26 protein-coding genes and 1 pseudogene are annotated in these 23,493 nt (G+C 30.3%); 16 read left to right on the forward strand and 11 right to left on the reverse strand.

Features of this window, described 5'->3' with window-relative positions:
* Positions 1-29: 29 nt before the first annotated feature.
* From tamL to accD, 3 genes are all read left to right on the forward strand, one after another.
* Entirely contained in the window at positions 30-2,495 is a 2,466-nt protein-coding gene (tamL, locus tag BX611_RS01195; protein ID WP_240324953.1) for a translocation and assembly module lipoprotein TamL, read from the forward strand.
* A 116-nt stretch (positions 2,496-2,611) separates the two neighbouring features.
* The gene (gene fbaA, locus BX611_RS01200) at positions 2,612-3,679 is read left to right on the forward strand and encodes a class II fructose-bisphosphate aldolase (protein ID WP_115877669.1); all 1,068 of its coding nucleotides are present in this window, start codon (positions 2,612-2,614) and stop codon (positions 3,677-3,679) included.
* Positions 3,680-3,787: 108 nt separating this feature from the next.
* Entirely contained in the window at positions 3,788-4,648 is an 861-nt protein-coding gene (gene accD / locus BX611_RS01205) for an acetyl-CoA carboxylase, carboxyltransferase subunit beta (RefSeq protein ID WP_115877670.1), read from the forward strand.
* Positions 4,649-4,705: 57 nt separating this feature from the next.
* Here the strand turns inward: accD and BX611_RS01210 are convergent, their stop codons facing one another.
* Complete coding sequence (locus tag BX611_RS01210; RefSeq protein ID WP_115877671.1) at positions 4,706-5,581, reverse strand: hypothetical protein; 876 nt, start codon at positions 5,579-5,581, stop codon at positions 4,706-4,708.
* Positions 5,582-5,782: 201 nt separating this feature from the next.
* Here BX611_RS01210 and rpsO point away from each other — a divergent pair, with 201 nt between their 5' ends.
* The 4 genes from rpsO (at position 5,783) to rpe (ending at position 10,418) form a co-directional block, all read left to right on the forward strand.
* Entirely contained in the window at positions 5,783-6,052 is a 270-nt protein-coding gene (rpsO, locus tag BX611_RS01215) for a 30S ribosomal protein S15 (protein ID WP_115877672.1), read from the forward strand.
* 139 nt (positions 6,053-6,191) lie between these two features.
* The gene (locus BX611_RS01220) at positions 6,192-8,429 is read left to right on the forward strand and encodes a polyribonucleotide nucleotidyltransferase (protein ID WP_115877673.1); all 2,238 of its coding nucleotides are present in this window, start codon (positions 6,192-6,194) and stop codon (positions 8,427-8,429) included.
* 353 nt (positions 8,430-8,782) lie between these two features.
* The gene (locus BX611_RS01225; RefSeq protein ID WP_115877674.1) at positions 8,783-9,646 is read left to right on the forward strand and encodes a sigma-70 family RNA polymerase sigma factor; all 864 of its coding nucleotides are present in this window, start codon (positions 8,783-8,785) and stop codon (positions 9,644-9,646) included.
* Positions 9,647-9,755: 109 nt separating this feature from the next.
* Positions 9,756-10,418, forward strand: a complete 663-nt coding sequence (gene rpe / locus BX611_RS01230; protein ID WP_115877675.1) for a ribulose-phosphate 3-epimerase — start codon at positions 9,756-9,758, stop codon at positions 10,416-10,418.
* Here the strand turns inward: rpe and BX611_RS01235 are convergent.
* A complete protein-coding gene (locus tag BX611_RS01235) occupies positions 10,415-10,849 on the reverse strand; it encodes a CBS domain-containing protein (RefSeq protein ID WP_115877676.1) in 435 nt (144 codons plus the stop codon). The two genes, rpe and BX611_RS01235, sit on opposite strands and share 4 nt — an antisense overlap.
* Before the next feature lie 124 nt (positions 10,850-10,973).
* On the opposite strand from BX611_RS01235, the gene modA reads away from it, so the two are divergent.
* Genes modA through BX611_RS01255 form a run of 4 tightly spaced genes read left to right on the forward strand, consistent with a single transcriptional unit; the run spans position 10,974 to position 13,691 of the window.
* Entirely contained in the window at positions 10,974-11,750 is a 777-nt protein-coding gene (gene modA, locus BX611_RS01240; RefSeq protein WP_115877677.1) for a molybdate ABC transporter substrate-binding protein, read from the forward strand.
* Entirely contained in the window at positions 11,751-12,149 is a 399-nt protein-coding gene (locus BX611_RS01245) for a TOBE domain-containing protein (protein WP_115877678.1), read from the forward strand.
* A complete protein-coding gene (gene modB, locus BX611_RS01250) occupies positions 12,146-12,823 on the forward strand; it encodes a molybdate ABC transporter permease subunit (RefSeq protein ID WP_115877679.1) in 678 nt (225 codons plus the stop codon). The genes BX611_RS01245 and modB overlap by 4 nt, the downstream gene beginning before the upstream one ends.
* Entirely contained in the window at positions 12,816-13,691 is an 876-nt protein-coding gene (locus BX611_RS01255; protein ID WP_115877680.1) for a sulfate/molybdate ABC transporter ATP-binding protein, read from the forward strand. The genes modB and BX611_RS01255 overlap by 8 nt, the downstream gene beginning before the upstream one ends.
* 275 nt (positions 13,692-13,966) lie before the next feature.
* Here BX611_RS01255 and BX611_RS01260 read toward each other — a convergent pair whose 3' ends face one another.
* The 4 genes from BX611_RS01260 to BX611_RS01275 form a co-directional block, all read right to left on the reverse strand.
* Positions 13,967-14,899, reverse strand: a complete 933-nt coding sequence (locus BX611_RS01260; RefSeq protein WP_115877681.1) for a HipA domain-containing protein — start codon at positions 14,897-14,899, stop codon at positions 13,967-13,969.
* On the reverse strand, positions 14,889-15,224 hold the full coding sequence (locus BX611_RS01265) for a HipA N-terminal domain-containing protein (RefSeq protein WP_115877682.1): 336 nt from the start codon (positions 15,222-15,224) through the stop codon (positions 14,889-14,891). Before BX611_RS01265 ends, BX611_RS01260 begins: the two co-directional genes overlap by 11 nt.
* Positions 15,225-15,227: 3 nt before the next feature.
* Positions 15,228-15,446, reverse strand: a complete 219-nt coding sequence (locus BX611_RS01270; RefSeq protein ID WP_115877683.1) for a type II toxin-antitoxin system Y4mF family antitoxin — start codon at positions 15,444-15,446, stop codon at positions 15,228-15,230.
* A 121-nt stretch (positions 15,447-15,567) separates the two neighbouring features.
* On the reverse strand, positions 15,568-15,771 hold the full coding sequence (locus BX611_RS01275; RefSeq protein ID WP_115878895.1) for a hypothetical protein: 204 nt from the start codon (positions 15,769-15,771) through the stop codon (positions 15,568-15,570).
* A gap of 156 nt (positions 15,772-15,927) precedes the next feature.
* Here BX611_RS01275 and BX611_RS01280 point away from each other — a divergent pair, with 156 nt between their 5' ends.
* The 4 genes from BX611_RS01280 to BX611_RS14985 are packed head-to-tail and all read left to right on the forward strand — an operon-like array spanning position 15,928 to position 17,496.
* Positions 15,928-16,683, forward strand: coding sequence for a hypothetical protein (locus BX611_RS01280; protein ID WP_115877684.1), 756 nt, complete (start codon positions 15,928-15,930; stop codon positions 16,681-16,683).
* Positions 16,683-17,078 (forward strand): DUF5675 family protein, encoded by a 396-nt coding sequence (locus BX611_RS01285; protein WP_115877685.1) that lies wholly within the window; start codon positions 16,683-16,685, stop codon positions 17,076-17,078. The genes BX611_RS01280 and BX611_RS01285 overlap by 1 nt, the downstream gene beginning before the upstream one ends.
* 3 nt (positions 17,079-17,081) lie before the next feature.
* Entirely contained in the window at positions 17,082-17,315 is a 234-nt protein-coding gene (locus tag BX611_RS01290) for a hypothetical protein (protein WP_115877686.1), read from the forward strand.
* 7 nt (positions 17,316-17,322) lie between these two features.
* The gene (locus BX611_RS14985) at positions 17,323-17,496 is read left to right on the forward strand and encodes a hypothetical protein (protein WP_162880005.1); all 174 of its coding nucleotides are present in this window, start codon (positions 17,323-17,325) and stop codon (positions 17,494-17,496) included.
* Positions 17,497-17,657: 161 nt separating this feature from the next.
* On the opposite strand, the gene BX611_RS01295 is transcribed toward BX611_RS14985, so the two are convergent.
* The 5 genes and pseudogenes from BX611_RS01295 to BX611_RS01310 form a co-directional block, all read right to left on the reverse strand.
* Positions 17,658-18,173, reverse strand: coding sequence for a PIN domain-containing protein (locus tag BX611_RS01295; RefSeq protein WP_115877687.1), 516 nt, complete (start codon positions 18,171-18,173; stop codon positions 17,658-17,660).
* Positions 18,174-18,183: 10 nt separating this feature from the next.
* A complete protein-coding gene (locus tag BX611_RS01300; protein ID WP_115877688.1) occupies positions 18,184-19,230 on the reverse strand; it encodes a helix-turn-helix domain-containing protein in 1,047 nt (348 codons plus the stop codon).
* Between the two features lie 292 nt (positions 19,231-19,522).
* Positions 19,523-19,912 carry a DUF2493 domain-containing protein gene (locus tag BX611_RS01305; RefSeq protein WP_205417114.1) on the reverse strand — a complete coding sequence of 130 codons (390 nt, stop codon included), beginning with the start codon at positions 19,910-19,912 and terminating at the stop codon, positions 19,523-19,525.
* A gap of 40 nt (positions 19,913-19,952) precedes the next feature.
* Positions 19,953-20,357 (reverse strand): annotated as a pseudogene (locus BX611_RS15290) (DUF6943 family protein).
* 248 nt (positions 20,358-20,605) lie between these two features.
* Positions 20,606-20,905, reverse strand: coding sequence for a helix-turn-helix domain-containing protein (locus BX611_RS01310; protein ID WP_240324952.1), 300 nt, complete (start codon positions 20,903-20,905; stop codon positions 20,606-20,608).
* Positions 20,906-22,094: 1,189 nt separating this feature from the next.
* On the opposite strand from BX611_RS01310, the gene BX611_RS01315 reads away from it, so the two are divergent.
* Complete coding sequence (locus BX611_RS01315) at positions 22,095-23,453, forward strand: ATP-binding protein (protein ID WP_115878900.1); 1,359 nt, start codon at positions 22,095-22,097, stop codon at positions 23,451-23,453.
* The last annotated feature ends 40 nt before the right edge of the window (positions 23,454-23,493 follow it).

Raw genomic sequence — 23,493 nt, forward strand, 5'->3', positions numbered from 1 at the left:
CATTTGAAACAAATTTAAACTCTTATTTTTTGAAAAACAATTTTATAATATTAATAATTTTATTAAGTATAACTTTAGGTTTTTCATCTTGTAATACTGTAAAGTATGTTTCTGAAAATGAATACTTACTTTCTAAAAACACTATTTATGTTAATGACAAGAAAAATGTTGATGACGAAATAAACGATTATATAGTACAACGCCCAAATCAATTAGTACTTGGGGTTCCTTTTCCACTTCATTTTTATAATATTGGAAACAAAAATTTTGAACCTGATTTTGAGGAATGGAAAAACAACCATCCCAACACTTCAAATTTTATTACCAAAGTATTTTCTGAAAAACAAACAAAAGGATTATTCAACTTTAAAAAAAGCACCCATAATTGGTGGCTAACAAATGGTGAAGAACCTGTAATACTTGATACTAAGAAAGCATCACAAACTGTTGAAAATTTAACTAGCGTTTATCATAATGAAGGGTATTTTAATGTAAATGTAAATTATGACGTTAAATTTTTAAAAAACAAAAAAGCAGCAGTTAACTATGTTGTAATTACAGATAAACCTTACAAACTGGATAGTATTACAACTAATATTGAATCTAAAGTACTAGACTCAATTTATATGTTAAGCCAAAAAGAGTCTCTTATAAAAAAAGGGAAACAGTTTAGATATTCTTTGTTTTTAGCAGAACAAAATAGAATAACAGCATTATTTAGAAATTCTGGAATTTATCGCTTTAATAAAAATGCAATTTTAATTGATGCGGATACTTCAAATTATAAATCTAATATTGATTTAATTATTAATGATAGTATTGCAAACGTTCCTTTTAAAGTTCAAAAAATTCAAAAAATTAATATTTATACCGATTATACATACAATACAAAAGACAATCCAATAAAGGATAGCATAGATTATAAAGGATATTTATTTCTAACACAAAAAAATTTAAGATACAACCCTAAACTATTACTTAATGCTGTATTTATTGAACCTAATGATATTTATAAGGATGAAACACGAGAATTAACCCGAAAAAATTTAAGGCGTTTAAATAATTTTAGAACTGTTGATATAAAATATAACGAACTGGAAAATGATTTTTTAGAAGCCTCAATTTATCTAACTCCATTAAAAAAATATTCAATTGGTATAAGTACAGAACTTACACATTCAAACATACGACAATTAGGAATTTCTGGTAAATTATCTTTTTTAAATAGAAATATTTTTAAAGGTTCAGAAATATTAAAATTCTCTGTGCAAGGCTCGTTTTTAGACTCAAAGGATGCAGCAGATAATGATAAACTTTTAAATGCCTGGGAAGTTGGTGGTGATGTTTCATTAGAGCTTCCAAGAATTTTATTTCCATTTAAGCCTGATAAAATTATCCCAAAAAACATGTCTCCTTCAACCATTTTTACAGTAGGTACAAGTTTGCAAAAAAACATAGGTTTAGATAAGCAAAAATTTACTGGAATTATAGATTATTCTTGGGAATCATCCAACACAAAAAAACACAGTTTTCAATTATTAAATGCCCAGTTTATAAAAAACTTAAATGTTAATTCTTATTTCAATATTTACAATTCTGAATTTATTGAAATTCAAAATATAGCTACAAACTATTTTAATGAAGATATTTCTACAGAAAATGTTATTGAATTTATCAATTCTAATATCGATTCTAATTTTGAAAGCACAAATCCTACTGAATTTACAATTGCACAAAATATAAAAAATCGATATAATATTATAACAGAAGATGTTCTTATACCTTCAGCCGCATACACGTTTACATATAATAACAGTGAAAATTATAAAGACACCGATTTTTCTTTTTTTAGGGCACGGTTTGTTTCATCAGGGAATTTAACAACCTTATTAGCTACTAATAAAGATGAAAATAATGTTAAGCTCTTGTTTAATACTCCTATTGCCCAATATATAAGAACCGATTTAGAATATAAAAAGTTTTGGAATTTATCGTTAGAAAATGTACTTGCTTTTAGAAGTTTTTTAGGTATTGCAATCCCTTATAAAAATTCAAATACAATACCATTTAGCAGAAGTTACTTTATAGGAGGACCAAACGATTTAAGAGCTTGGAAAATTTACGATTTGGGACCAGGAACAACAAAAACCGGGTTAGAATATAACGTTGGAAACTTAAAATTTATTAGCAGTTTAGAGTACAGGTTTAAAATTATTAATAGTGTAAAAGGTGCATTATTTGTTGATGCAGGTAATATTTGGGATATTTCAAACTCTAACTTAACCTCTTCAGAAGCAAAATTTAATGGCTTTAAATCTTTATCAGATATTGCAATTGGATCTGGATTTGGTATTAGGTACGATTTAAGTTTTATTTTACTAAGATTAGATCTTGGTTTTAAAACCTATGAACCTTATTTAAGCAATAATAAATGGTTTCAACATGTGAATTTTAAAAATAATGTATATAATTTTGGTATAAGTTATCCATTTTAATCTTACCTTTAAAACTATTTCGATTTCGTTTTTTTTCCTTTCAAAGTTAAATTAATAGGTATATTTCATTAATTTTGTTAAATCAAGTATAATACAATTAATACAATTAAAATATTATGAGTCATTCAATTAAACCAGGAGTAGCAACTGGAAGTGAAGTACAAGAGATTTTCAAATTAGCAAAATCAAAAAATTTCGCTTTACCAGCTGTAAATGTTATAGGATCTAACACAATTAATACTGTTTTAGAAACAGCAAAAGAATTAAATTCACCAGTAATTATTCAATTTTCAAATGGTGGAGCACAATTTAATGCAGGAAAAGGATTATCTAATGAAGGCCAAAAAGCAGCCATTGCAGGTGGTGTTGCCGGTGCAAAACACATTCATACATTAGCAGAAGCATACGGAGTACCTGTAATTTTACATACAGACCATTGTGCTAAAAAATTACTTCCTTGGATTGATGGACTTTTAGATGCAGGTGAACAATTTTTTAAAGAAACGGGTAAGCCATTATATAGTTCACATATGATTGATTTATCTGAAGAACCTTTAGAAGAAAATATTGAAATTTGTAAAACATACTTAGCTCGTATGGCTAAAATGGGTATGACTTTAGAAATTGAGTTAGGTATTACTGGTGGTGAAGAAGATGGTGTAGATAATTCTGACGTAGATGTTTCAAAATTATATACACAACCTGAAGAAGTTGCTTATGCCTATGATGAACTTAAAAAGGTAAGTGATAATTTTACAATTGCTGCTTCTTTTGGAAATGTTCATGGTGTTTACAAACCAGGAAATGTAAAACTTACTCCAAAAATTTTAGACAATTCTCAAAAATACATTGAAAAGAAAAACGGAACTCAGCCTAATCCTGTAGATTTTGTATTCCACGGAGGTTCAGGTTCTTCTCTTGAAGAAATTAGAGAAGCAATTGGTTACGGTGTAATTAAAATGAACATTGATACTGATCTTCAATTTGCTTTTACTGAAGGAATTAGAGATTACATGAATGAAAAAATCGAGTATTTGAGAACACAAATTGGTAACCCTGAAGGTGCTGATAAACCGAACAAAAAATACTACGACCCACGTGGATGGTTACGTAAAGGTGAAGAAACTTTTAAAGCGCGTTTAATCCAGGCTTTTAAAGATTTAAACTGTGTAGATACCTTATAAAAAGGTATACTTAAAAAACTAAATACTTAAAGAGAGCATATTTTTATATGTTCTCTTTATTTTTTTTAGTAATTTGCACTTCTATTTCTCAACATAAAACAAAATAATATGTCATCTTGGTTTAAAAGAAAAGATAAGGGAATTCAAACCGCAACTGAAGATAAAAAAGATGTACCTAAAGGGTTATGGTACAAAACACCTAGCGGTAAAATTATAGACACTGACGAATTAAAGGAAAATTTTTATGTGAGTCCTGAAGACGGATATCATGTTAGAATTGGAAGCTCTGAATATTTTGAAATTCTTTTTGATGATAACAAATTCAAAGAATTTGATAAAAATATGGTTTCAAAAGATCCTTTAAAATTTACTGATACCAAAAAATATACAGAACGTTTAAAACAGGCTTACGAAAAAACAAAACTAAAAGATGCTGTCAGAACAGCTGTTGGAAAATCTTTAGGAAAAGATTTAGTTGTTGCTGCCATGGATTTTGCTTTTATAGGTGGTTCAATGGGAAGCGTTGTTGGAGAAAAAATTTCACGAGCAATTGATTATTCAATAAAGAATAAAGTTCCTTTTTTAATGATTTCCAAATCAGGTGGTGCCAGAATGATGGAAGCTTCCTATTCGTTAATGCAATTGGTAAAAACTTCTGCTAAACTAGCACAACTTGCGGATGCTAAAATTCCATATATTTCATTATGTACAGATCCAACCACTGGTGGAACTACTGCTTCTTATGCAATGTTGGGCGATGTGAACTTTGCTGAACCAAATGCTTTAGTAGCATTTGCCGGACCAAGAGTTGTAAAAGATACAACAGGAAAAGATTTACCACCAGGTTTTCAAAAATCTGAATTTGTATTAGAACATGGTTTTTTAGACAAAATTATTGAGCGTAAAAATTTAAAAAAACAAATTAACTTATATATAGATTTAATTGAAAATTTACCTATTAGAAAATAGAAAAAAGCGAGCTAAATGCTCGCTTTTTTCTTAACCAAACTAACCAAAAACTAAAATTTAGTTTCCCATTCTCTTTTTCAAAACAATTTCAGTTTCAATACCTTCATTATCTGTAAATACAGCTATATTATCACAGGTACCATCACCAAAATTTAAAACACCACTTCTGTCTCCTTTAGAAATTTCCATAATTCCACTTACAATAAACCTGCACGACATCTCTTTTCTTAAAGGTTCTATTATAGTAACGGAGCATTCCGTTCCATCTTTAAAAATATTTGTTCCACTTCCAGTAATTAAAAATACATCGTCTCCCCAATTTTTAGTATCATAACCTGCAATCCATTCTCTAGTTTTAGTACCACGCTTTGAAATAAATTCTCCGTCAGGCCAAGTAATTTTAATACTAATGGTTTTAGTTGATTCAGGATTTCCAATATTGTTTTCTCTTGTTTTATTTATAATATTTTCACCTTCAACAAGGATATTATTAAAAGAAAAACCGTCAAAAGTATGTGTTATTAAAATTGTTGAGGGCTCCATTTCATATACATAACTCATTATAATTTTACCTGCTAAAATAGTTCCGTTAGGCAATTGGCAACCTTCACCAAAATCTAAGGTTACAATTTTAGAAGTACCACTTTCAACAACAGTTCTTATAGCACAGTCTGGAATAAAACCATGGTTATTTTCATCACTCTTTGCTACAGTACTTTTACTATCAGTTAAAAAGTCGTCAATAAAAAAATCGTCAATAAGTGCATCTAATTCAACCGTAATATCTTCTGCTTCAACTAAAGCAATTGCTTCTTCCTGTGTAATGGACTCTTCAACTTCACTTATATTAATTGAATCGTTTTTTTCACAACTTATGAATAGGATGCTTAAAAATATAAAAGGCAATACAAAATATAAATTATTTATTTTCATAATATTTGATTTTAAATAGTTAATTAAAATATTGTCGACATAATCTTAGACCTCAAAAAAACACAAAAGTTTAATTTTAATAAATTTAAGTTCCTACATACAATTAATTGTTAATCAAAATAATAATAGTATCTTTGCCGACTATTAGCTGCATAGTGCAGAATTAATACATAAAAATTATTAATAAAAATTAATGTTAGCATGTACTTAACAAAAGAAAAAAAAGCAGAAATTTTTGCAAAACACAATGAATCAGCAACAAACACTGGTTCTTCAGAAGGGCAAATTGCCTTATTCACTTTCAGAATTAACCACTTAACTGAACACTTAAAAAGAAATCGTAAAGATTATAATACTGAGCGTTCATTAGTAAAGTTAGTAGGTAAAAGAAGAAATTTACTTGATTATCTAATTAAAACTGATATTGTAAGATATCGTGAGATAATTCAAGAATTAGGAATAAGAAAATAATTTTACAAATTAAGAGGCAAAACTATTGCCTCTTTTTTTTTAAATTAATCTTATTTAAAGAAAGCATAAATTAAACTTTTCATTGGTAAACACAACACAACAACAACCAATTGTTTAATTAAATTTTAAAAAATTATTTATGATACCTAAGGTACATACACAAATTATTGAATTAGGAGATGGAAGAACCATTTCTTTAGAAACTGGAAAATTAGCAAAACAAGCGCACGGATCGGTTGTTGTTCAAATGGGAAATGCCATGTTATTATGTACAGTAGTTTCTAACTACAGTGCAAGTCCAGGAATTGACTTTTTACCATTAACAGTAGATTATCGCGAAAAATTTGCTGCTGCTGGTAGATACCCAGGTGGATTCTTTAAAAGAGAAGCAAGACCAACCGATGCAGAAGTATTAACAATGCGTTTAGTTGACAGAGTTTTACGTCCGCTTTTCCCAAAAGATTACCACGCTGAAACACAAGTAATGATTCAGTTAATGTCTTCTGATGAAGATGTAATGCCTGATGCTTTAGCTGGTTTAGCTGCTTCTGCAGTAATTCAACTAAGTGATATTCCTTTTGAAACACCAATTTCTGAAGTGCGTGTTGCAAGAGTTAATGGTGAATTTATTATCAACCCAAGTAGAGCATTATTAGAACAAGCAGATATTGATATGATGGTAGGTGCTTCTGCTGATTCTGTTATGATGGTTGAAGGTGAAATGGATGAGTGTAGCGAAGAAGAAATGGCCGATGCTATTAAGTTTGCACACGAAGCAATTAAAGTACAATGTGCTGCTCAAGTTGCACTTGCAGAATCTTTTGGTAAAAGAGAAACTCGTGAATATGAGCCAGAAGCTGAAAATGAAGAATTAGCTTCAAAAATACATGATGCTGCTTACCAAAAATGTTACGACATTGCAAAACAAGGAACTTCTAAACAAGAAAGAAGTGCTGCTTTTGCAGAAATAAAAGAAGAAATTAAAGCTTCATTTAGTGAAGAAGAAATTGCTGAATATGGTGATTTAATTGGTAAATATTTTGGTAAAGCCCAAAAAACTGCTGTTCGTGAATTAACATTAAGTGAAGGTTTACGTTTAGATGGAAGAAAAACTACTGAAATTAGACCTATTTGGTGTGAAGTAAATTATTTACCTTCAACACACGGTTCATCAATTTTTACGCGTGGTGAAACTCAAGCTTTAGCTACGGTTACTCTAGGAACTTCAAGAGAAGCTAACCAAATAGATATGCCAACTTATCAAGGTGAGGAAACATTCTATTTACACTATAACTTCCCTCCTTTTTGTACAGGTGAAGCAAGACCTTTAAGAGGAACTTCAAGAAGAGAAGTTGGACACGGAAATTTAGCACAAAGAGCATTGAAAGGAATGATTCCTGCAGATTGCCCATATACAGTAAGAGTTGTATCTGAAGTATTAGAATCTAACGGTTCTTCTTCAATGGCAACTGTTTGTGCAGGTACAATGGCTTTAATGGATGCTGGTGTACAAATGAAAAAACCTGTTTCAGGAATTGCTATGGGATTAATTTCCGACGGTGATAGATATGCCGTTTTAAGTGATATTTTAGGTGATGAAGATCATTTAGGTGATATGGACTTTAAAGTAACTGGTACAGCAGATGGTATTACTGCTTGTCAAATGGATATTAAAGTAAAAGGTTTATCCTATGAAATTTTAGTAAATGCACTAAAACAAGCACGTGAAGGTCGTTTACATATTTTAGGTAAAATTACAGATACTATTGAGCAGCCAAATGCAGAGGTTAAAGCACATGCTCCTAAAATGGTAACACGAACTATTCCTAATGAATTTATTGGAGCTTTAATTGGTCCTGGTGGAAAAGTAATTCAAGAATTACAAAAAGAAACTGGCTGTACAATAGTTATAAATGAAGATCCTGTTACAGAAGAAGGTATTGTTGAAATTTTAGGAACAAATCAAGCAGGAATTGATGCTGTTTTAGCTAAAATAGACTCTTTATTATTTAAACCACAAGTTGGTAGTATATATGAAGTTAAGGTAATTAAAATACTAGATTTTGGTGCGGTTGTAGAATATACAGAAGCTCCAGGAAATGAAGTATTATTACATATTTCTGAACTTGCTTGGGAACGCACAGACAATGTTACAGACGTTGTTAATATGGGTGATGTTTTTGATGTAAAATACTTTGGAAAAGATCCTAAAACTCGTAAAGAAAAAGTATCTAGAAAAGCTATATTACCAAAACCTGAAGGATTTAAAGAAAGACCTCCAAGAGATAGTAGAGATAAAGGTAGAGATAATAGAGGACGTGATAACAGAGGAAGGGATAATCGTAGAGACGATAGAAAACCAAGAGAAGAAAAATAATTCTTCTAATATATTTAATAAAAGACTCCTCATTTTGAGGGGTCTTTTTTATTTACAACCATACATTAATTTGAAATTACTAACCCATGTATCTCTTCTATTTGGTTTAGTAAAAAAACATCCATTAAAATTTCATTAAATTTCTTTTTCAATTACAAACCACTAACAGAGCCTTTTTACTAAATATAACTATTCGGTTTCAAAAATTATTAATTGGATTATACGTTTAAGACATTTTTTATGTTAAAGGGTCACAAAAAAATATTTTTTATCTTTTATTTTGTAACATTTTCAAAAATACTACGTATATATTATGTACGCTGTGTATAAACCCAAAAAATTTTAGTTTTTAAATGAGACAACTTAAAATAACAAAACAGGTTACTAATAGAGAAACCGCATCATTAGACAAATACTTACAAGAAATTGGAAAAGTTGATTTAATTACTGCCGAAATGGAGGTAGAATTAGCACAACGAATAAAAGCAGGAGATCAAGTTGCTTTAGAAAGATTAACAAAAGCAAATTTACGTTTTGTTGTATCTGTAGCAAAACAATATCAAAATCAAGGATTAACATTACCTGATTTAATTAATGAAGGTAATTTAGGATTAATAAAAGCAGCAAAACGATTTGATGAAACGCGTGGTTTCAAATTTATTTCTTATGCTGTTTGGTGGATTCGTCAATCCATTTTACAAGCATTAGCTGAGCAATCTCGTATTGTACGTTTACCGTTAAATAAAATTGGTTCTATTAATAAAATCAATAAAATGTATGCCTTTTTAGAGCAAGAAAACGAAAGGCCTCCTTCTGCTGAAGAAATTGCGAAGAAATTAGACATGACTGTGAATGATGTAAAAGAGTCTATGAAAAACTCTGGTCGTCACGTATCAATGGATGCTCCTTTAATTGAAGGTGAAGATTCCAATTTATATGATGTTTTAAATACAGGTGAATCTCCAAATCCAGATAAATCATTATTACATGAATCATTAAAAGTTGAAATTGAACGCGCATTAGAAACGCTTACTCCTAGAGAAGCCGATGTTGTTCAACTTTACTTTGGTTTAGGTGATGCACACCCAATGACTTTAGAAGAAATTGGTGAAACATTTGATTTAACTCGTGAACGCGTTCGCCAAATTAAAGAAAAGGCTATTAGACGTTTAAAACATACTTCAAGAAGTAAAATATTAAAAACATATTTAGGATAACAACTTGTGAATTAACATTCACCTTTTGATTATTGAATAAAAAACGCTCGAAAATTCGAGCGTTTTTTATTTATAAATGATACTTTTGCAAAAATAAAAACTTCATAAAATGAACAAATATATTGCACCTTCATTATTAGCAGCTGATTTTGGAAACTTACAACGAGATATTGAAATGATAAATAACAGTAAAGCCGATTGGTTTCATATTGATGTTATGGATGGTGTTTTTGTTCCAAATATTTCTTTTGGAATGCCCGTGATTAAGGCCATAAAAGAGCATGCAAAAAAAACAATGGATGTTCATTTAATGATTGTAAACCCTGATAAATTTATTTCAGATTTTAAAAAAGTAGGAGCTGATATTTTAACAGTGCATTATGAAGCTTGTCCTCATTTACACAGAACAGTTCAGACTATAAAGGCAGAAGGAATGAAAGCTGGAGTTTCTTTAAACCCTCATACTCCAATTGCTGTTTTAGAAGATATTATTGAAGATTTGGATTTAGTTTTAATAATGAGTGTAAACCCTGGTTTTGGTGGACAAAGTTTTATTGAAAACACGTACAAAAAAGTGCAACAATTACAAGCTTTAATTGAATTTAGCGGTTCAAAAGCATTAATTGAAGTAGATGGTGGCGTAACAGACCAAAATATTGAACAACTCTCTGAAGTTGGTGTAAATGCTTTTGTTGCTGGAAGTTTTGTATTTAAAAGCGAAAATCCAACAAATACAATTGCAAATTTAAAAGATTTAGTTTCGCCTAGTTAAACTGATTCTATTTCATATTGCTTTAATAAATACAATAAAATATCTGTTGTAGTTACAATACCAACTAAAATATCATTATCTACCACTGGTAATGCGTGAAATTCATTTTTAGATAATATTTCCACTACTGATTTTATAGTAATATTAGAATTCACTTTTATAGGGTTTTTAACCATTATTTGCTCAATACTTAGCATATTATAAATTGCATTGTCAATCTTAATCTCATCAGCATCATAAGAATCTAAGAAACTAATTCGTTTCAAATCCGTTAGACTTAACATTCCAACAATATGCCTGTTCTTTACAACTGGAATATGCCGAATATGATGCTCTTTAAACATTTTTTCAGCTTTGTATAAGTCATCACGTAAACTTAACGTAATAAGCTCCTTTGTCATAATTTTCGATACAGGCTCAAGACGTTTCATAATTATTCATTTATTTATTCCCTTAAAGTTCTAAAATTAGTAGGTAAATAATTATGATTTTAATCATTAAATCTAAAAAAGAGCTATTATCTTAGCACTTTAAATTGAACATTTATTTAAAATTATGCACAAAAAAATAACTATTTTTTCAGCAACAATTATTCTATTTTCAATTTTATTTCTAATTCCGTCTTGTAATCAACAAAAAAAGTATAAACTTACAATAGCAACTGCTGCAAATATGCAATTTGCTATGGAAGAAATAATTATTGAATTCAATAAAGAAACTGGTATTAATTGCGAAACTAGCATTAGCTCTTCTGGTAAATTAACAGCACAAATTAAAGAAGGAGCACCTTACGATATTTTTGTTTCTGCTGATATGAAATATCCAATTGATTTATATAATGATGGCTTTACCACAAGAAAACCAAACATATATGCCAATGGAAAATTAGTATTATGGTCTATGGTTGATAGTATTAAACCGTCAATATCATTATTACTTCAAAAAAATATAAAACACATTGCTTCAGCAAATCCTAAAACTGCTCCTTATGGAATAGCTACAGAACAGGTTTTAAAACATTATCAAATTTTTGATAGCATACAAAACAAATTGGTTTTTGGCGAAAGCATTGCACAAACAAATCAATTTATTACTACAAAAGCCGCTGAAATTGGGTTTACAGCCATGTCTGTTGTATTGTCTCCAATAGTTAACAATAAAGGAAATTGGGTGCCAATTGAGGATAAAACATATACTCCTATTAATCAAGGTATTGTAATTTTAAAAAATGGTCCAAGCCCTAATGAAAAAAAAGAAAAGTTTTATAATTTTCTTTTTTCAGAAAAAGGGAAAGATATTTTGAATAAATTTGGATATTCAACTAGTTTCTAAATGAATATTTTAAAAGGTAATATTGAAAAATTAACTATTAGCGGAAGTTTAACCCTAATTGGTATTAATGTAAATAATATTGGTATGTCAGCAATTGTAATTGACACACCAAAAACTGCACCTTATTTAAAAACTGGCAATACAATAACTGTTGTATTTAAAGAAACTGAAGTAATAATTTGCAAAGGAAATACCGATAAAATAAGTTTAAGAAATAAATTTGAAGGAGTTATTGAAACTTTAGAATCTAATGAATTACTAAGCAAACTTAAAATAAAAACAACCGTTGGAAATATTAGTTCAATTATTACAACAAATGCTGTTAAACAATTAAACTTAGAAGTGGGCACAGAAGTAACCGCAATGATTAAAACAAACGAAATTATGATTTCTGAATGATTGATTGGGAACCACTTATATTAACTTTTAAACTTGCTTTTATAACAACTATTCTGTTGTTATTACTTTCTATACCTCTAGGCTTTTGGCTAGCTCACACAAAATCCAAATTAAAACCCATATTTGAAACCTTTGTAAGTATGCCTTTGGTTTTACCTCCAACTGTAATTGGTTTTTATTTATTAATAGCCTTTAGCCCTTCTAATTCTTTTGGAAGTTGGTTAAACGATTGGTTAGGATTACGCCTTGTGTTTTCTTTTGAAGGATTATTAATTGCATCTATAATTTATAGTTTACCGTTTATGGTACATCCAATTCAAGCTGGATTTTCAAATTTACCAGGTTCGTTAAAAGACATGTCTTATGTTTTAGGAAAATCAAAAACTACAACATTGTTTAAAGTATTACTGCCAAATATTAAATCGTCTTTATTAACAGGTATTGTACTTGCATTTGCGCATACAGTTGGTGAATTTGGAGTTGTTTTAATGATTGGTGGAAACATTCCTGGAAAAACAAAAGTTGCATCAATTGCAATTTATGACGAAGTTGAATCTTTAAATTATGATGCCGCTAATACTTATTCATTAATCCTTTTTGCCTTAACATTTAGCATCCTACTTGCAGTATATTTAATAAATGGAGGCTATTTAAAAAAACAAAAGAATGATTGAAATTGCTATCCAAAAAATATTAACATCAGCTTTAGGTGAAATGTCTTTGGATATTAATACCACTATTGAAAAAGGAAATTTAGTAACTATTTACGGAAAATCTGGAGCCGGAAAAACAACAATTCTTAGAATTTTAGCAGGATTACTTAGTCCAGACAAAGGTGAAATTAAAGTAAATGGAATAACTTGGTTAAATACAATTAATGGCATTAATTTAAAACCTCAAAAGAGAAAAATAGGATTTGTATTTCAGGATTATGCTTTATTTCCAAATATGAATGTTAAAGAAAATTTACTATTTGCTTTAAACAAAGGTCAAGACACCAAAATAGTAAATCATTTAATTGAAATTATAGAATTAGGCGAATTACAAAACCGGAAACCTGAAACACTTTCTGGTGGACAAAAACAACGCGTTGCTTTGGCAAGAGCTCTAGTACAAAAACCTTCTATTCTAATGCTGGATGAACCACTCTCTGCTTTAGATTCTGAAATTCGTTTTAAATTACAGCAATATATATTAACAGTTCATAAAGAATATAAATTAACTACGCTTTTAATAAGTCATGATATTTCAGAAATACTTAGAATGTCCGATAAAGTATTAGAATTAGACAATGGAAAAATTATAAGGCAGGGAACACCAAATGAAGTTTTTAATTATAAAGAATTAAATGCAAAATTTCAATTTACAGGAACCATTATTGATATTGTAAAACAGGATTTCATTTTTATTTTAACCATTAGAATAGGAAAAGATCTTGTAAAAGTAGTTGCCGATGAAAGCGAAGGAGAACAACTACTAATTGGAGATAAAATTTTAGTTTCATCTAAAGCTTTTAACCCCGTTATTAATAAAATTGGGTAAGCCAATATTATAAAACTACATAAAAAAATCCCTAAAACTCTAATAAATCATTGTGAATATTAGAGTTTCAGTTAGTGACCCCGGCAGGATTCAAACCTGTTTCAAATATCCTAGTGTTTATAGCATTTAAGAGATATCAAAGAATTTGAGGTAGTTATTTAACTACCATAAAGGTTAAATTAGTTTAATAGAAATTGACTTTCTTTTAAAGAATGAATATACGATTTTTGACTGATTAAATTGTATCAAATCATATTAAATTTTATGATTCCGTTTTAGATAAATAACCTTAAAAAACGTTCTTCTAAAATCTCAGTATATGCTACTTCCATTTTTTTAGATAGGAATGAATTTTGAATCATCTCTATCATTCCACTTTTCTTTTTTTGAAAACGGTTAAAAACTGTTATGATTTGCTTTGTTGTTAAACCAAGATTTTCTCCAAATTGAACAAAATGTACTTTTCTGAATTTTTTCTTTTTCCCGCATAATGTCAATGCTAATTCTTCTTTGTCTTCTGGATTTGCAATCGCTACATTTAACAAATCATAAGCCGGTGATAAAATCCACCCAGAATCACTTTCAATCATTGAAAAATTTTTTAAATGCATATCGTTGTTTCCTGTTAAAAAACTAAATAATGTCAATTCAAAAAAGAATAATTTATCTAATAATGTATTACTTGAAAATTGGCCTAAAGCATTGCCAACTTTTTCCATAGAACTTTTATATTTATCATAAGCTTCTGTTATCTGAAACATATCAATCATATGTATTTTTTTTCCATCTTCGGCTCTATCAACACGTTTTGTGATGTATGAAAGTTCCCCTGATTTTAATCTGATTAAAGAGGATGGAACAGTCTTGATTTTTAAATATTCAGCCAATCGCATTGTTAAATGTTCGTTTTGTGGCATTTCAGGATATTCCAATGAAGGTGGCTTAAAAATATAGTTTCCTCCTAAAGCACCTACAACAGTTAATCTTTGATCTTTTGTTTCCTGATTAAAAGTCATTGATAATTTAGGCTGAACTCCAGGGACTGAAACACTACGTTCCACCACATTTTTTGCTAACTCAGACATTTGATCAAATGTATATTCCAGTTTTGGAGCTTGCTTTGTTCCAAAAAAAATAAGACTGCACTTTTCGTGATAGTCAGTTTCAGTAGTCAAATTTTGATAACAATATAAACACTTATTCTTCATTTTCTTCCTTTATTGGTTGAACACTTACAGCTCCAATGCAATTTTGACAACATGCTAATAACAATCCCATTCTGTCATTTGGATTTATTTTCCAATTTTTTGAAGCAATATTTAATAACCAACCTTCAGGAATTAATCCCTCGAAAAATGCGAATAATCGATTGCTTTTGTAAGGTTCATTTCTTACAGGTAACGTAAATGTGATAAATTGATTGGGAAAGTTCTTCACATATTCACTTGTATATGTAAATGTGTATTCCCCATCATCCGTTTCCACTAATTTTCCGGCAAGGATTGTATCGTAAAATATTTCAGCACTTCTCATCGGTTAATTATTAGGTTCTTTACTTTCTTTTAAACTTACTGGAGCCAATTGGTGTCCAAACATTTTTAGCACCAAATTTACTTTATCCATATTGAGGTTCGTTTTTCCCTGTTCAATTTTTCGGATGACTGTTAAAGCTACACCAGTTCTTTCAGCAAATTCTTCCTGAGTTAAATTCACTTCTTTTCTACGTTCTTTTACAAACTGTGCTAAATCTTTCATTATATGCTTTTAAGTATAATTTAATGTAAATATACTAAATTATATGTATTTACGTATAATTTAGTGTTAAATATGATTTTTATATGCTAAAACATATAAAAATAGAGTATAAGGAATTGTACTATGATACTTTTTGAAGATATTCTGTAACGATTTCTAATTTAATACCACTGTATTCAGCAAATTCTTCTGAAGTGATAAATTGATGAGGCTGCTTCCCAAAATGAATTTTGATATCATTTAAAAGCCTACGTCCATAACGCTCACTTCTTCCAGTGATGCACTGAATGTCTTTTGGGTATATGCAAGCTCGTATAATCTTCATTTGATGCACTATCTATGCTTTATCCTAGCTTCATCTATGCTACACCTATGGTCTACTTCGGACTAAAAAGTTAGAATCGGCTGGAATGGGACTTCATTTTTTAATTTCATTATAAAGATAGGTTCATTTGTTGAGAATTAAAAATTTTAAGTAATTATGGCTAGACAAAATGGTATTATCAAATTAAAGGGAACTATCGGTGGTATTTCTTTTTACAAAACTTCGGATGGACATCTTGCCCGCGAAAAAGGTGGTGTGGATAAATCCAGAATTGCAAATGATCCTGCGTTTCAAAGAACGCGTGAAAACGGTGCTGAATTTGGAGCTGCCGGTAAAGGTGGAAAATTAGTGCGAAGTGCTATTCGAATTCTTTTGCAGAATGCAAAAGATAAAAGAGTAGTGAGCAGATTAACAACTGATCTTTTAAAAATAGTGAAAACCGATGCTGTCAATGAGCGTGGTTCAAGAACTGTTCAAGGTGGGGATTTGAGTTTATTTCAAGGGTTTGAATTTAACACCAATGGAAAGTTAGGTTCAACGCTGTTTGCTCCTTCAGTAAATGCTTTTGACCGTGTAACGGGAGAAGCAACGGTGAGTATTGCAGCTTTTGCACCAAAGGTGCGTATTGCTGCACCAGCTGGAACAACCCATTTTAAAGTAGTAGCGGGTGCTGCAGAAGTGGATTTTAAAGGTGAAACTTCCGTTTTTGAAAGTGATGAAACTGCTATTTTACCTTATGATAACGCAAATACTGCTGCTATTGATTTGATTACAGCTGTTACTGCAAATACAGGGCTTCCTGTGATTCAGGTGTTGGGTGTTGAGTTTTATCAGGAAGTAAATGGGCAAATGTATCCATTGAAAAACGGTTCATACAATGCCTTGGCAGTTGTGAAAGTTGACACTCTATAGTGGAACTTATTTTACAAAGAACCTATTTTAAAGAGGGTACCAACGGTGCCCTTTTTTACAATGATCGGTTTTTAGGTTTTACTATTGAATTGCCCTGGTTGAATAATGCGCGAACTATTTCGTGTATTCCTGAAGGTGTATACAATTTAAAACCAAGATTCTCTGAAAAGTTTAAACATCATCTTCAGCTTCAAAATGTAAAAGGCAGAAGTTTGATCTTATTGCATCCTGCAAATGATGCTAGAAAAGAATTGGAAGGATGTATTGCACCAGTGCAACACCTTTCCGGGTTAGGAAAGGGAATTTCATCCAAAATAACACTGCAAAAAATAGTTTCAATATGCTACCAAGCTTTTGACCGAAAAGAACAAGTAACCTTACTAATTAAATCTTAACATATGAAAATTATAGATCGTTTAAAACAACCAACTCCAACATTTTTTAGAAAACTGCGAAATATCGGCATTGCTTTGGCTACTACTGGTGGTGCTATTTTAGCAGCTCCTATAAGTCTGCCTGCACTTTTAATTACTATTGCAACTTATTTAACGGTTGCTGGAACTGTTGCAACTGCTGTAAGCCAAGCTGTGGTTTCTGACCAAGAAAAAAACATTGACGAAGACCAAAATTAAGACTTTGATGCTACAAAATGATTTACAATTAAAATCTGGTGTTGTTGGAGGTACTTTGTTTTCAACAATAATTAATATCAGTTTTAACGATATTTTATTTACAGTTATAATGGCAGTTATTGGAGCGGTGGTCAGTTTTTTTGTTTCTTATGTATTGAAACGGTTGTTTGGAAAAAGATAAATGCCTAGCTATTTTTATCCAGGCATTTTTTGATTTTATCAAAGGTTAAAAAAGCTTGGGAAAGGTGAGGTTTTGAAATCTTAATTTTCCCAAGGTTTGTTTTGTCTTATAAAATTAATCGAACTTTCCTATTAAGCATAATGAAGTTTTTTTAACCTTTGTTAACCAACGTTTTTTTCTTTCTTCCAGCATTTTATTCGTAATTCAATTTCTCTTTTTGGTAATCTATTATTTAAAAGTGATAATTGTGAAATTTTTTCAATAGCAATTTTAAAACTTATAAGGTTTTGCTTTAAAAGTTCATCAAAGATGAAAATTATCCCTCTAACTTCTACACCCTCTTTTGTAGCTTGTTTTCTTAATTTACCATCTCCAGTCAACAAAGCACCTACTAGCTTTTTACTATAGTACCATACGGAACAATCTTCGAAACTCAAACCATTACTTTTTTCAAGTATTTCAGTTATTCCTTGAAAATCTATAACATCATCAGTTTGTATAACCTTTAATTTTCCGCTTTTAATTAATTTTAAAACCGGAGTTTTTTGTTCATCATTTAACTCTGCAATTACAAAATCCGTAGTATGTAATTCAAAATTTATTTTGGAAAAAATATTTAAAAGCTCCAGTTTTGCTAAGTCTATTAAAATATTAGCGTCATTTATTACAATCTTCATAGCAAAAAAACTATATTAAAGAACTTTCTTTTATACTTTCAATATTTTTATTTAATAAAGATGAGGCTTTACTAAATGATATGTTTTCTTGTGCTAAGGCTCTATAAACTAATCTCTCATATCTATTAGATTTTTCTGGGGTTTCGAATCTGGAGTGATTAACTTCTCGTTCTAATGATGGGTTAAATCTTATTTTTTTATAAAAATTAGCATGTCGTAGTTTAGAAAGTATTCCAGCATCTACAAGTCTATAAACTATTGCAGGAATACTTATTCCATACTTCTTTTGAGTTGAAATTAATTCAGTTAAAGTAATATGCTCTCTTTTCCCTCCAAATTCTTTTATTACAATATTTTTTGGAAATAAAAATTCAGCTGCAAATTTATTACAATAGTTTTCTTCTTGTTTAACGTTACACTCAGGTAAATTAAGAAGAAGATGCCCTAATTCGTGAAGAAGAGTAAATCTTTTTCTTTCTACTGGGAAATTTCCGTTGACAACAATTACAGGAAATTTATTATTTACGTAAGTTGCCATTCCATCAAATTTTTCATCTACGTCAAAAAGTTCAATTACTTTTATTTCTTTATCCTCTAAAAGTTGAATTATATTATGTATTGGATCAATTCCAATATTCCATTCAGTACGTAATTTAAGAACAATATTTTCAATATCTTCAATACTATTTATTTTACTGTTTTTTATTATGTTTTTAAAATTATAATCTATAGATAAAGAGTCTTCAATCCATAGATAATTCTCGAGGTTAATTTTAATTTGTTCTTTCAATGAATCTTGCTTTTTCATTGGAAAAGTTGATTTTTTTCTAAAATTTATTTCTCCAAGTTCAATTTGAAATGAGCTAAAAAAATAGTCAATTTTAAGTCCAAAAAGTTTTGATAAATCTAAAAGTTTTGAACTAGTTGGCATTGATTCTCCATTTTCATATTTACATATCATTTGCTTAGAAATACCTAGCTCATCTGCAACGTTTTGCTGAGATAAACATTTTAAAATACGAGCGTTTTTAATTCGATTTGCAACAATATTATTCATAATTCAATTCTTTTGGTTGACAAAGTTACATAAATATATGAAATTGTCAACTAAAAACCAAATATTTATCTTTTTTTAGATATGTTGGGTAACGTTTTATAACTAAACAAATGATCCACTAAAACAGTGTAATCTTATTGATAATCATAATTTTATATTGTTATATGTTTATTTTTTTTGGTTTACTAAATTAGGTTAAATAAGTTTAAAATTTAATTATAATATGTTGATTTAGATTGTTAGTAAAAGATTCCGGATCAATTCCGGAATGAAGCTTCAGTATGTTTACAACTTAATAATAATAAACTACAACTTCCAAACCTACTTGTTTTGCCAGATCAATCATATGTTTTGTGCCTTTGCTTTTTCCATCCAAAAAAGCTATTAGAGTATCGGCATAATTTGCCATTTCTTTATTTCTTTTTGGTCCTGCAGCTTTTCCAAATCTTTTCCAGTCTGCAGGGAATTTTGTTAGTAGAAAACCTTTTTCAGCTGCATATTGTTCGCCTAGTTTATCGGCTCCTTTGTAGTAAGCACCGCTTACGATTTCAATATTGGTTTGAATCTGGAGAATGTTGTCACAAATTTGACATAGTTTTTTGTAGTCGTTGAAGTTTCGACTTCCGGCAATTATTAGTTTCATTGTTTGTTTTCGGTTAATGAAGGTGAGATCCCCAGTCAAGCTGAGGATGACTTTTTGACTCAGCTCAGTATAGGATATTTTAAGACCTCAACAAAGCAATTTTGAGTTCTGAAATTGCTTTGAGTTGTAGTTTAAGGTTTTCTTCAAAAGCGGTAATTTTCACGAGTTTTTCAACCTTGGTTTCCCATTGCTGTTGCTCGTAGTTTTGTAAAGCTGTTTTAATTATATTTCTGGTTTCTACAACTCCAATAAATGGAATAACACTTCCTTTTAAATAATAGCTGAAATACTTCCCTATTTTAAGTGACAGGCATAAGTAAAAAAGGAACTCTCGTTCTTATGGACTATGTGTAGTGACAACAAAACAATTTGGGCAAGGTTCTGGTAATGGCTTACCACTATTTAAGCCTTTGTTTAAAATAAAAAAGTGCGGTTTGTTATAGGTTCTTCCGCTTCGGTGGGTTTTGATTTCAAAAGTTGACATAGTTATCCAATTAAAATTTATACGCTTCGCGCATATATATTTTTTGGAAGAGAAAGAAAAAAGATAGCTGGAATACTGGTTGTGGGGTAAATGCTGTCAAGGTTTTCGAGAAAAATACTACCTGTTCAAAATGTTAAAACGAAACCGAACATTTTGTGAGGTGGAGATTTTTTTCAAAACCCGTAGGGCTTGACCTTGAAAGTATTAGTGTGGTGAGTGTAGGAAACAACCGATATTTGCGAACTTTTTTATTTATACCTTGGATGTAATCTATGATTCTCTAAATAATTTATGATTTCTTGTTTTTTATAATACACTCTATTTCCAATTCCAAGTGGTACTAATATTCCTTTTTTAGACCAGTTCCAAAGTGTTGATTGATCAATTTTCAAAAAAGATGAGGCTTCTTTTCTTGTTAATAATGTTTCATCATTTTTTGTTGCGTATTCTTTAAGATACACTTCAATTTTACTAAGGAGTTTTTCAGCGACTTTATCTGCTAATTCATCTACTGTTATTTCCTGAATTTGAATGGTTTTAGTAATCATAATATATGGTTTAATGTTTGAAACTAAATTACTAAATGTTTCAATTCGCAGGTAATCGCGCAGCTAATAAATGCGGTAGCATTTAAGCGAGCCGCCGGCGAGATGAACGAAGGGTGTTGGGGCAATAGCATGTTGCCTTTTCGGCATAAGTGCGTGCAACAACTACGTGGAACACGCAAAGGGTGGTCGGTGTTTTTGAAGCTGAGAGAAAGGCAAGGGCAATTTATGTAGTGAAGCGTGACGAGTGGTGTGTGCTCCGCCTTGGTTTATGGTTGCTGGTTGTTTGTTGATGGCTGTTTGGTTTGAATATTATTATTTAAAGTACAATTTGCGGAGCGCCAAAACGAGGAACAATGAACGGAATACTTTGCTCTTGTGAGCTTTTGCAATATGTAATAATCCGCTTTTGAAATGGCTTTACAGTAAATTTAGGTAGCGTAATTATTCAAAGAAGTATAATTTAGATAATAACTTGAGCGGTTATTTTATATGCAAAATGAATGCCTTCAAAAACTGTGACAACCGTACCCCAAAGCAGGGATTAACACTTCTATTACGAACTAAAAATACTTCAAAATAAAACGCATAGCTTATTTTAAAATTTATCACATATAACCTTGTTATGCTCAAAATTTAAAACTATTTATTTTTTTGTCTTTTATACTTCTCATAACGAAGTTACAATACCCTGCTTTGGGGGTTGCCCGGAGTGAGCAGCAGGCGAGCCCAAATTATGTAATAGCGGTTTGCACCCAACAAAAAGTAGTTTACACTTTGAAGGGTTTGGGGGCAAAAGATAGCTATGCGTGAGTAATGCGTGGAATGTGTGCAATAAAGTAACTGAGTGTGCTGCAATGAGCACCCACTGGAGCGCAAATTGTAGTGTAACGAAGGGTAAGTACAAGGGTTTACCTACTATGATTTAGGTTATATGATGAGATCCTGAATCAAGTTCAGGATGACGTTTTTTAATGAATGCCCTTGTAATTATGCTTTATGGAACTAAATGGAGGGTATTGTGAACACCTTATTACCTGCATGAATGTTTGTAGTTTGTAGTATTGTTACTTATGGAAACGGATTTAAATATAACAACTCTTACTTTGATACAATAAATAATCAAAACAACCCTTACTTTGATACAATAAATGAGTATATTTGCATTTACTTTATAACAAAAACTTGTATTTTGAATTTAAAAAGACATCTCACTGCTGAATTACACAAATGGAAAAATAAATCCAATCGGAAGCCTTTAATTCTTAGAGGAGCACGACAGGTAGGTAAAACTACCTTAGTAAAAGAGTTTTCAAAAACCTATGACCACCTGTTATACCTCAATTTAGAGAAAAAAGCAGATAGTCAGTACTTTGAACAGACAGATGATGTGAAAATAATTATTGAAGCTTTATTAATTTCAAACAATATTACAACTAAAGATATTAGTAATACATTACTTTTTATAGATGAGATACAAGAACAACCAAAAGCTATTCAACTTTTACGTTATTTTTATGAAGAAGCACCCGAATTACACATTATAGCTGCAGGTTCTTTACTTGAATTTGCGCTTAAAGATGTTCAAAGTTTTCCGGTAGGTAGAGTTGAATTTTTATACTTGTATCCTTTCAATTTTATAGAATATTTACAAGCAATTGGTCATAATACTAGCCTGGAACAACTAAAATCTATCCCCATAAAACCAGTTGCTCATAAAACCTTACTCAATTTATTTAATCAATACACTATTATAGGAGGGATGCCAGAAGTGGTTAGTGAATACACCCAAAACAAGAGTGTAGCAGATTTAGCCTCTATATATGAGAGTATTTGGAGTTCCTATATCAGTGATACAGAAAAATATGCTTCTAATACAAGTGCCAAAAATGTACTTAAACATGTCATGGCAACGGCAGCATACTCTGTTGATGAGCGCATTAAATTTCAGAATTTCGGAAAATCTAACTACCAATCCAGAGAAGTTGGTGAAGCGATGCGTAATTTACATCAAGCTAAAATTATACAACTTATTTATCCAACTACCTCCACAGAAGTTCCTATACTTCCTGATCTAAAAAAATCGCCTCGATTGCAATTTCTTGATACAGGTATTTTAAATTACATTTTAGGTATAAGTGCTAAAATGCTAGTCTTAGAAGATTTAAGTCAGAGTTATAAAGGAGCCATTATACCACATATCATAACACAAGAATTGATTTCCATTCAAAGTAAAAAGGCTGAATTACCACATTTTTGGGTTAGAGAAAAAAAGCAAGCTTCGTCGGAAGTAGATTTGGTTTATGCTATTGATGAAAAAGTGATACCTATTGAAATAAAATCGGGAAGTACTGGCTCATTAAAATCATTACATCAATTTATAGAAAGAACAAACCACCCATACGCTGTTAGAATTTATGCTGGTGAATTTGATATTCAAAAAGCAACAACACCCAATGGTGTACCTTATTTATTAATGAATTTACCCTACTATTTAGGGACCTTAATCCCTGAGTATTTAGCATATTTCATTAAAAACTATAAATTATAGCTATTTTAAATTTAAATTGAAGCTTCTAAATTTAGTTTCA

It is taken from the genome of Lutibacter oceani (genome assembly GCF_003384935.1).
In the GTDB taxonomy this organism is placed as follows: Bacteria; Bacteroidota; Bacteroidia; order Flavobacteriales; family Flavobacteriaceae; genus Lutibacter; species Lutibacter oceani.

Excerpts from the sequence above, each read along its gene's own strand:
- BX611_RS01245 (WP_115877678.1), top strand. The coding sequence starts at position 11,751 with ATGAATATTTTAAAAGGTAATATTGAAAAATTAACTATTAGCGGAAGT.
- BX611_RS01310 (WP_240324952.1), bottom strand. The coding sequence starts at position 20,905 with ATGATTACTAAAACCATTCAAATTCAGGAAATAACAGTAGATGAATTA.
- BX611_RS01270 (WP_115877683.1), bottom strand. The coding sequence starts at position 15,446 with ATGAAAGATTTAGCACAGTTTGTAAAAGAACGTAGAAAAGAAGTGAAT.
- BX611_RS01265 (WP_115877682.1), bottom strand. The coding sequence starts at position 15,224 with ATGAGAAGTGCTGAAATATTTTACGATACAATCCTTGCCGGAAAATTA.
- BX611_RS01260 (WP_115877681.1), bottom strand. The coding sequence starts at position 14,899 with ATGAAGAATAAGTGTTTATATTGTTATCAAAATTTGACTACTGAAACT.
- rpsO (WP_115877672.1), top strand. The coding sequence starts at position 5,783 with ATGTACTTAACAAAAGAAAAAAAAGCAGAAATTTTTGCAAAACACAAT.
- BX611_RS01300 (WP_115877688.1), bottom strand. The coding sequence starts at position 19,230 with ATGAATAATATTGTTGCAAATCGAATTAAAAACGCTCGTATTTTAAAA.
- modA (WP_115877677.1), top strand. The coding sequence starts at position 10,974 with ATGCACAAAAAAATAACTATTTTTTCAGCAACAATTATTCTATTTTCA.
- BX611_RS01210 (WP_115877671.1), bottom strand. The coding sequence starts at position 5,581 with ATGAAAATAAATAATTTATATTTTGTATTGCCTTTTATATTTTTAAGC.
- BX611_RS01220 (WP_115877673.1), top strand. The coding sequence starts at position 6,192 with ATGATACCTAAGGTACATACACAAATTATTGAATTAGGAGATGGAAGA.
- accD (WP_115877670.1), top strand. The coding sequence starts at position 3,788 with ATGTCATCTTGGTTTAAAAGAAAAGATAAGGGAATTCAAACCGCAACT.
- rpe (WP_115877675.1), top strand. The coding sequence starts at position 9,756 with ATGAACAAATATATTGCACCTTCATTATTAGCAGCTGATTTTGGAAAC.
- BX611_RS01275 (WP_115878895.1), bottom strand. The coding sequence starts at position 15,771 with ATGAAGATTATACGAGCTTGCATATACCCAAAAGACATTCAGTGCATC.
- BX611_RS01225 (WP_115877674.1), top strand. The coding sequence starts at position 8,783 with ATGAGACAACTTAAAATAACAAAACAGGTTACTAATAGAGAAACCGCA.
- BX611_RS01255 (WP_115877680.1), top strand. The coding sequence starts at position 12,816 with ATGATTGAAATTGCTATCCAAAAAATATTAACATCAGCTTTAGGTGAA.
- BX611_RS14985 (WP_162880005.1), top strand. The coding sequence starts at position 17,323 with ATGCTACAAAATGATTTACAATTAAAATCTGGTGTTGTTGGAGGTACT.
- BX611_RS01235 (WP_115877676.1), bottom strand. The coding sequence starts at position 10,849 with ATGAAACGTCTTGAGCCTGTATCGAAAATTATGACAAAGGAGCTTATT.
- BX611_RS01290 (WP_115877686.1), top strand. The coding sequence starts at position 17,082 with ATGAAAATTATAGATCGTTTAAAACAACCAACTCCAACATTTTTTAGA.
- BX611_RS01295 (WP_115877687.1), bottom strand. The coding sequence starts at position 18,173 with ATGAAGATTGTAATAAATGACGCTAATATTTTAATAGACTTAGCAAAA.
- fbaA (WP_115877669.1), top strand. The coding sequence starts at position 2,612 with ATGAGTCATTCAATTAAACCAGGAGTAGCAACTGGAAGTGAAGTACAA.
- modB (WP_115877679.1), top strand. The coding sequence starts at position 12,146 with ATGATTGATTGGGAACCACTTATATTAACTTTTAAACTTGCTTTTATA.
- BX611_RS01280 (WP_115877684.1), top strand. The coding sequence starts at position 15,928 with ATGGCTAGACAAAATGGTATTATCAAATTAAAGGGAACTATCGGTGGT.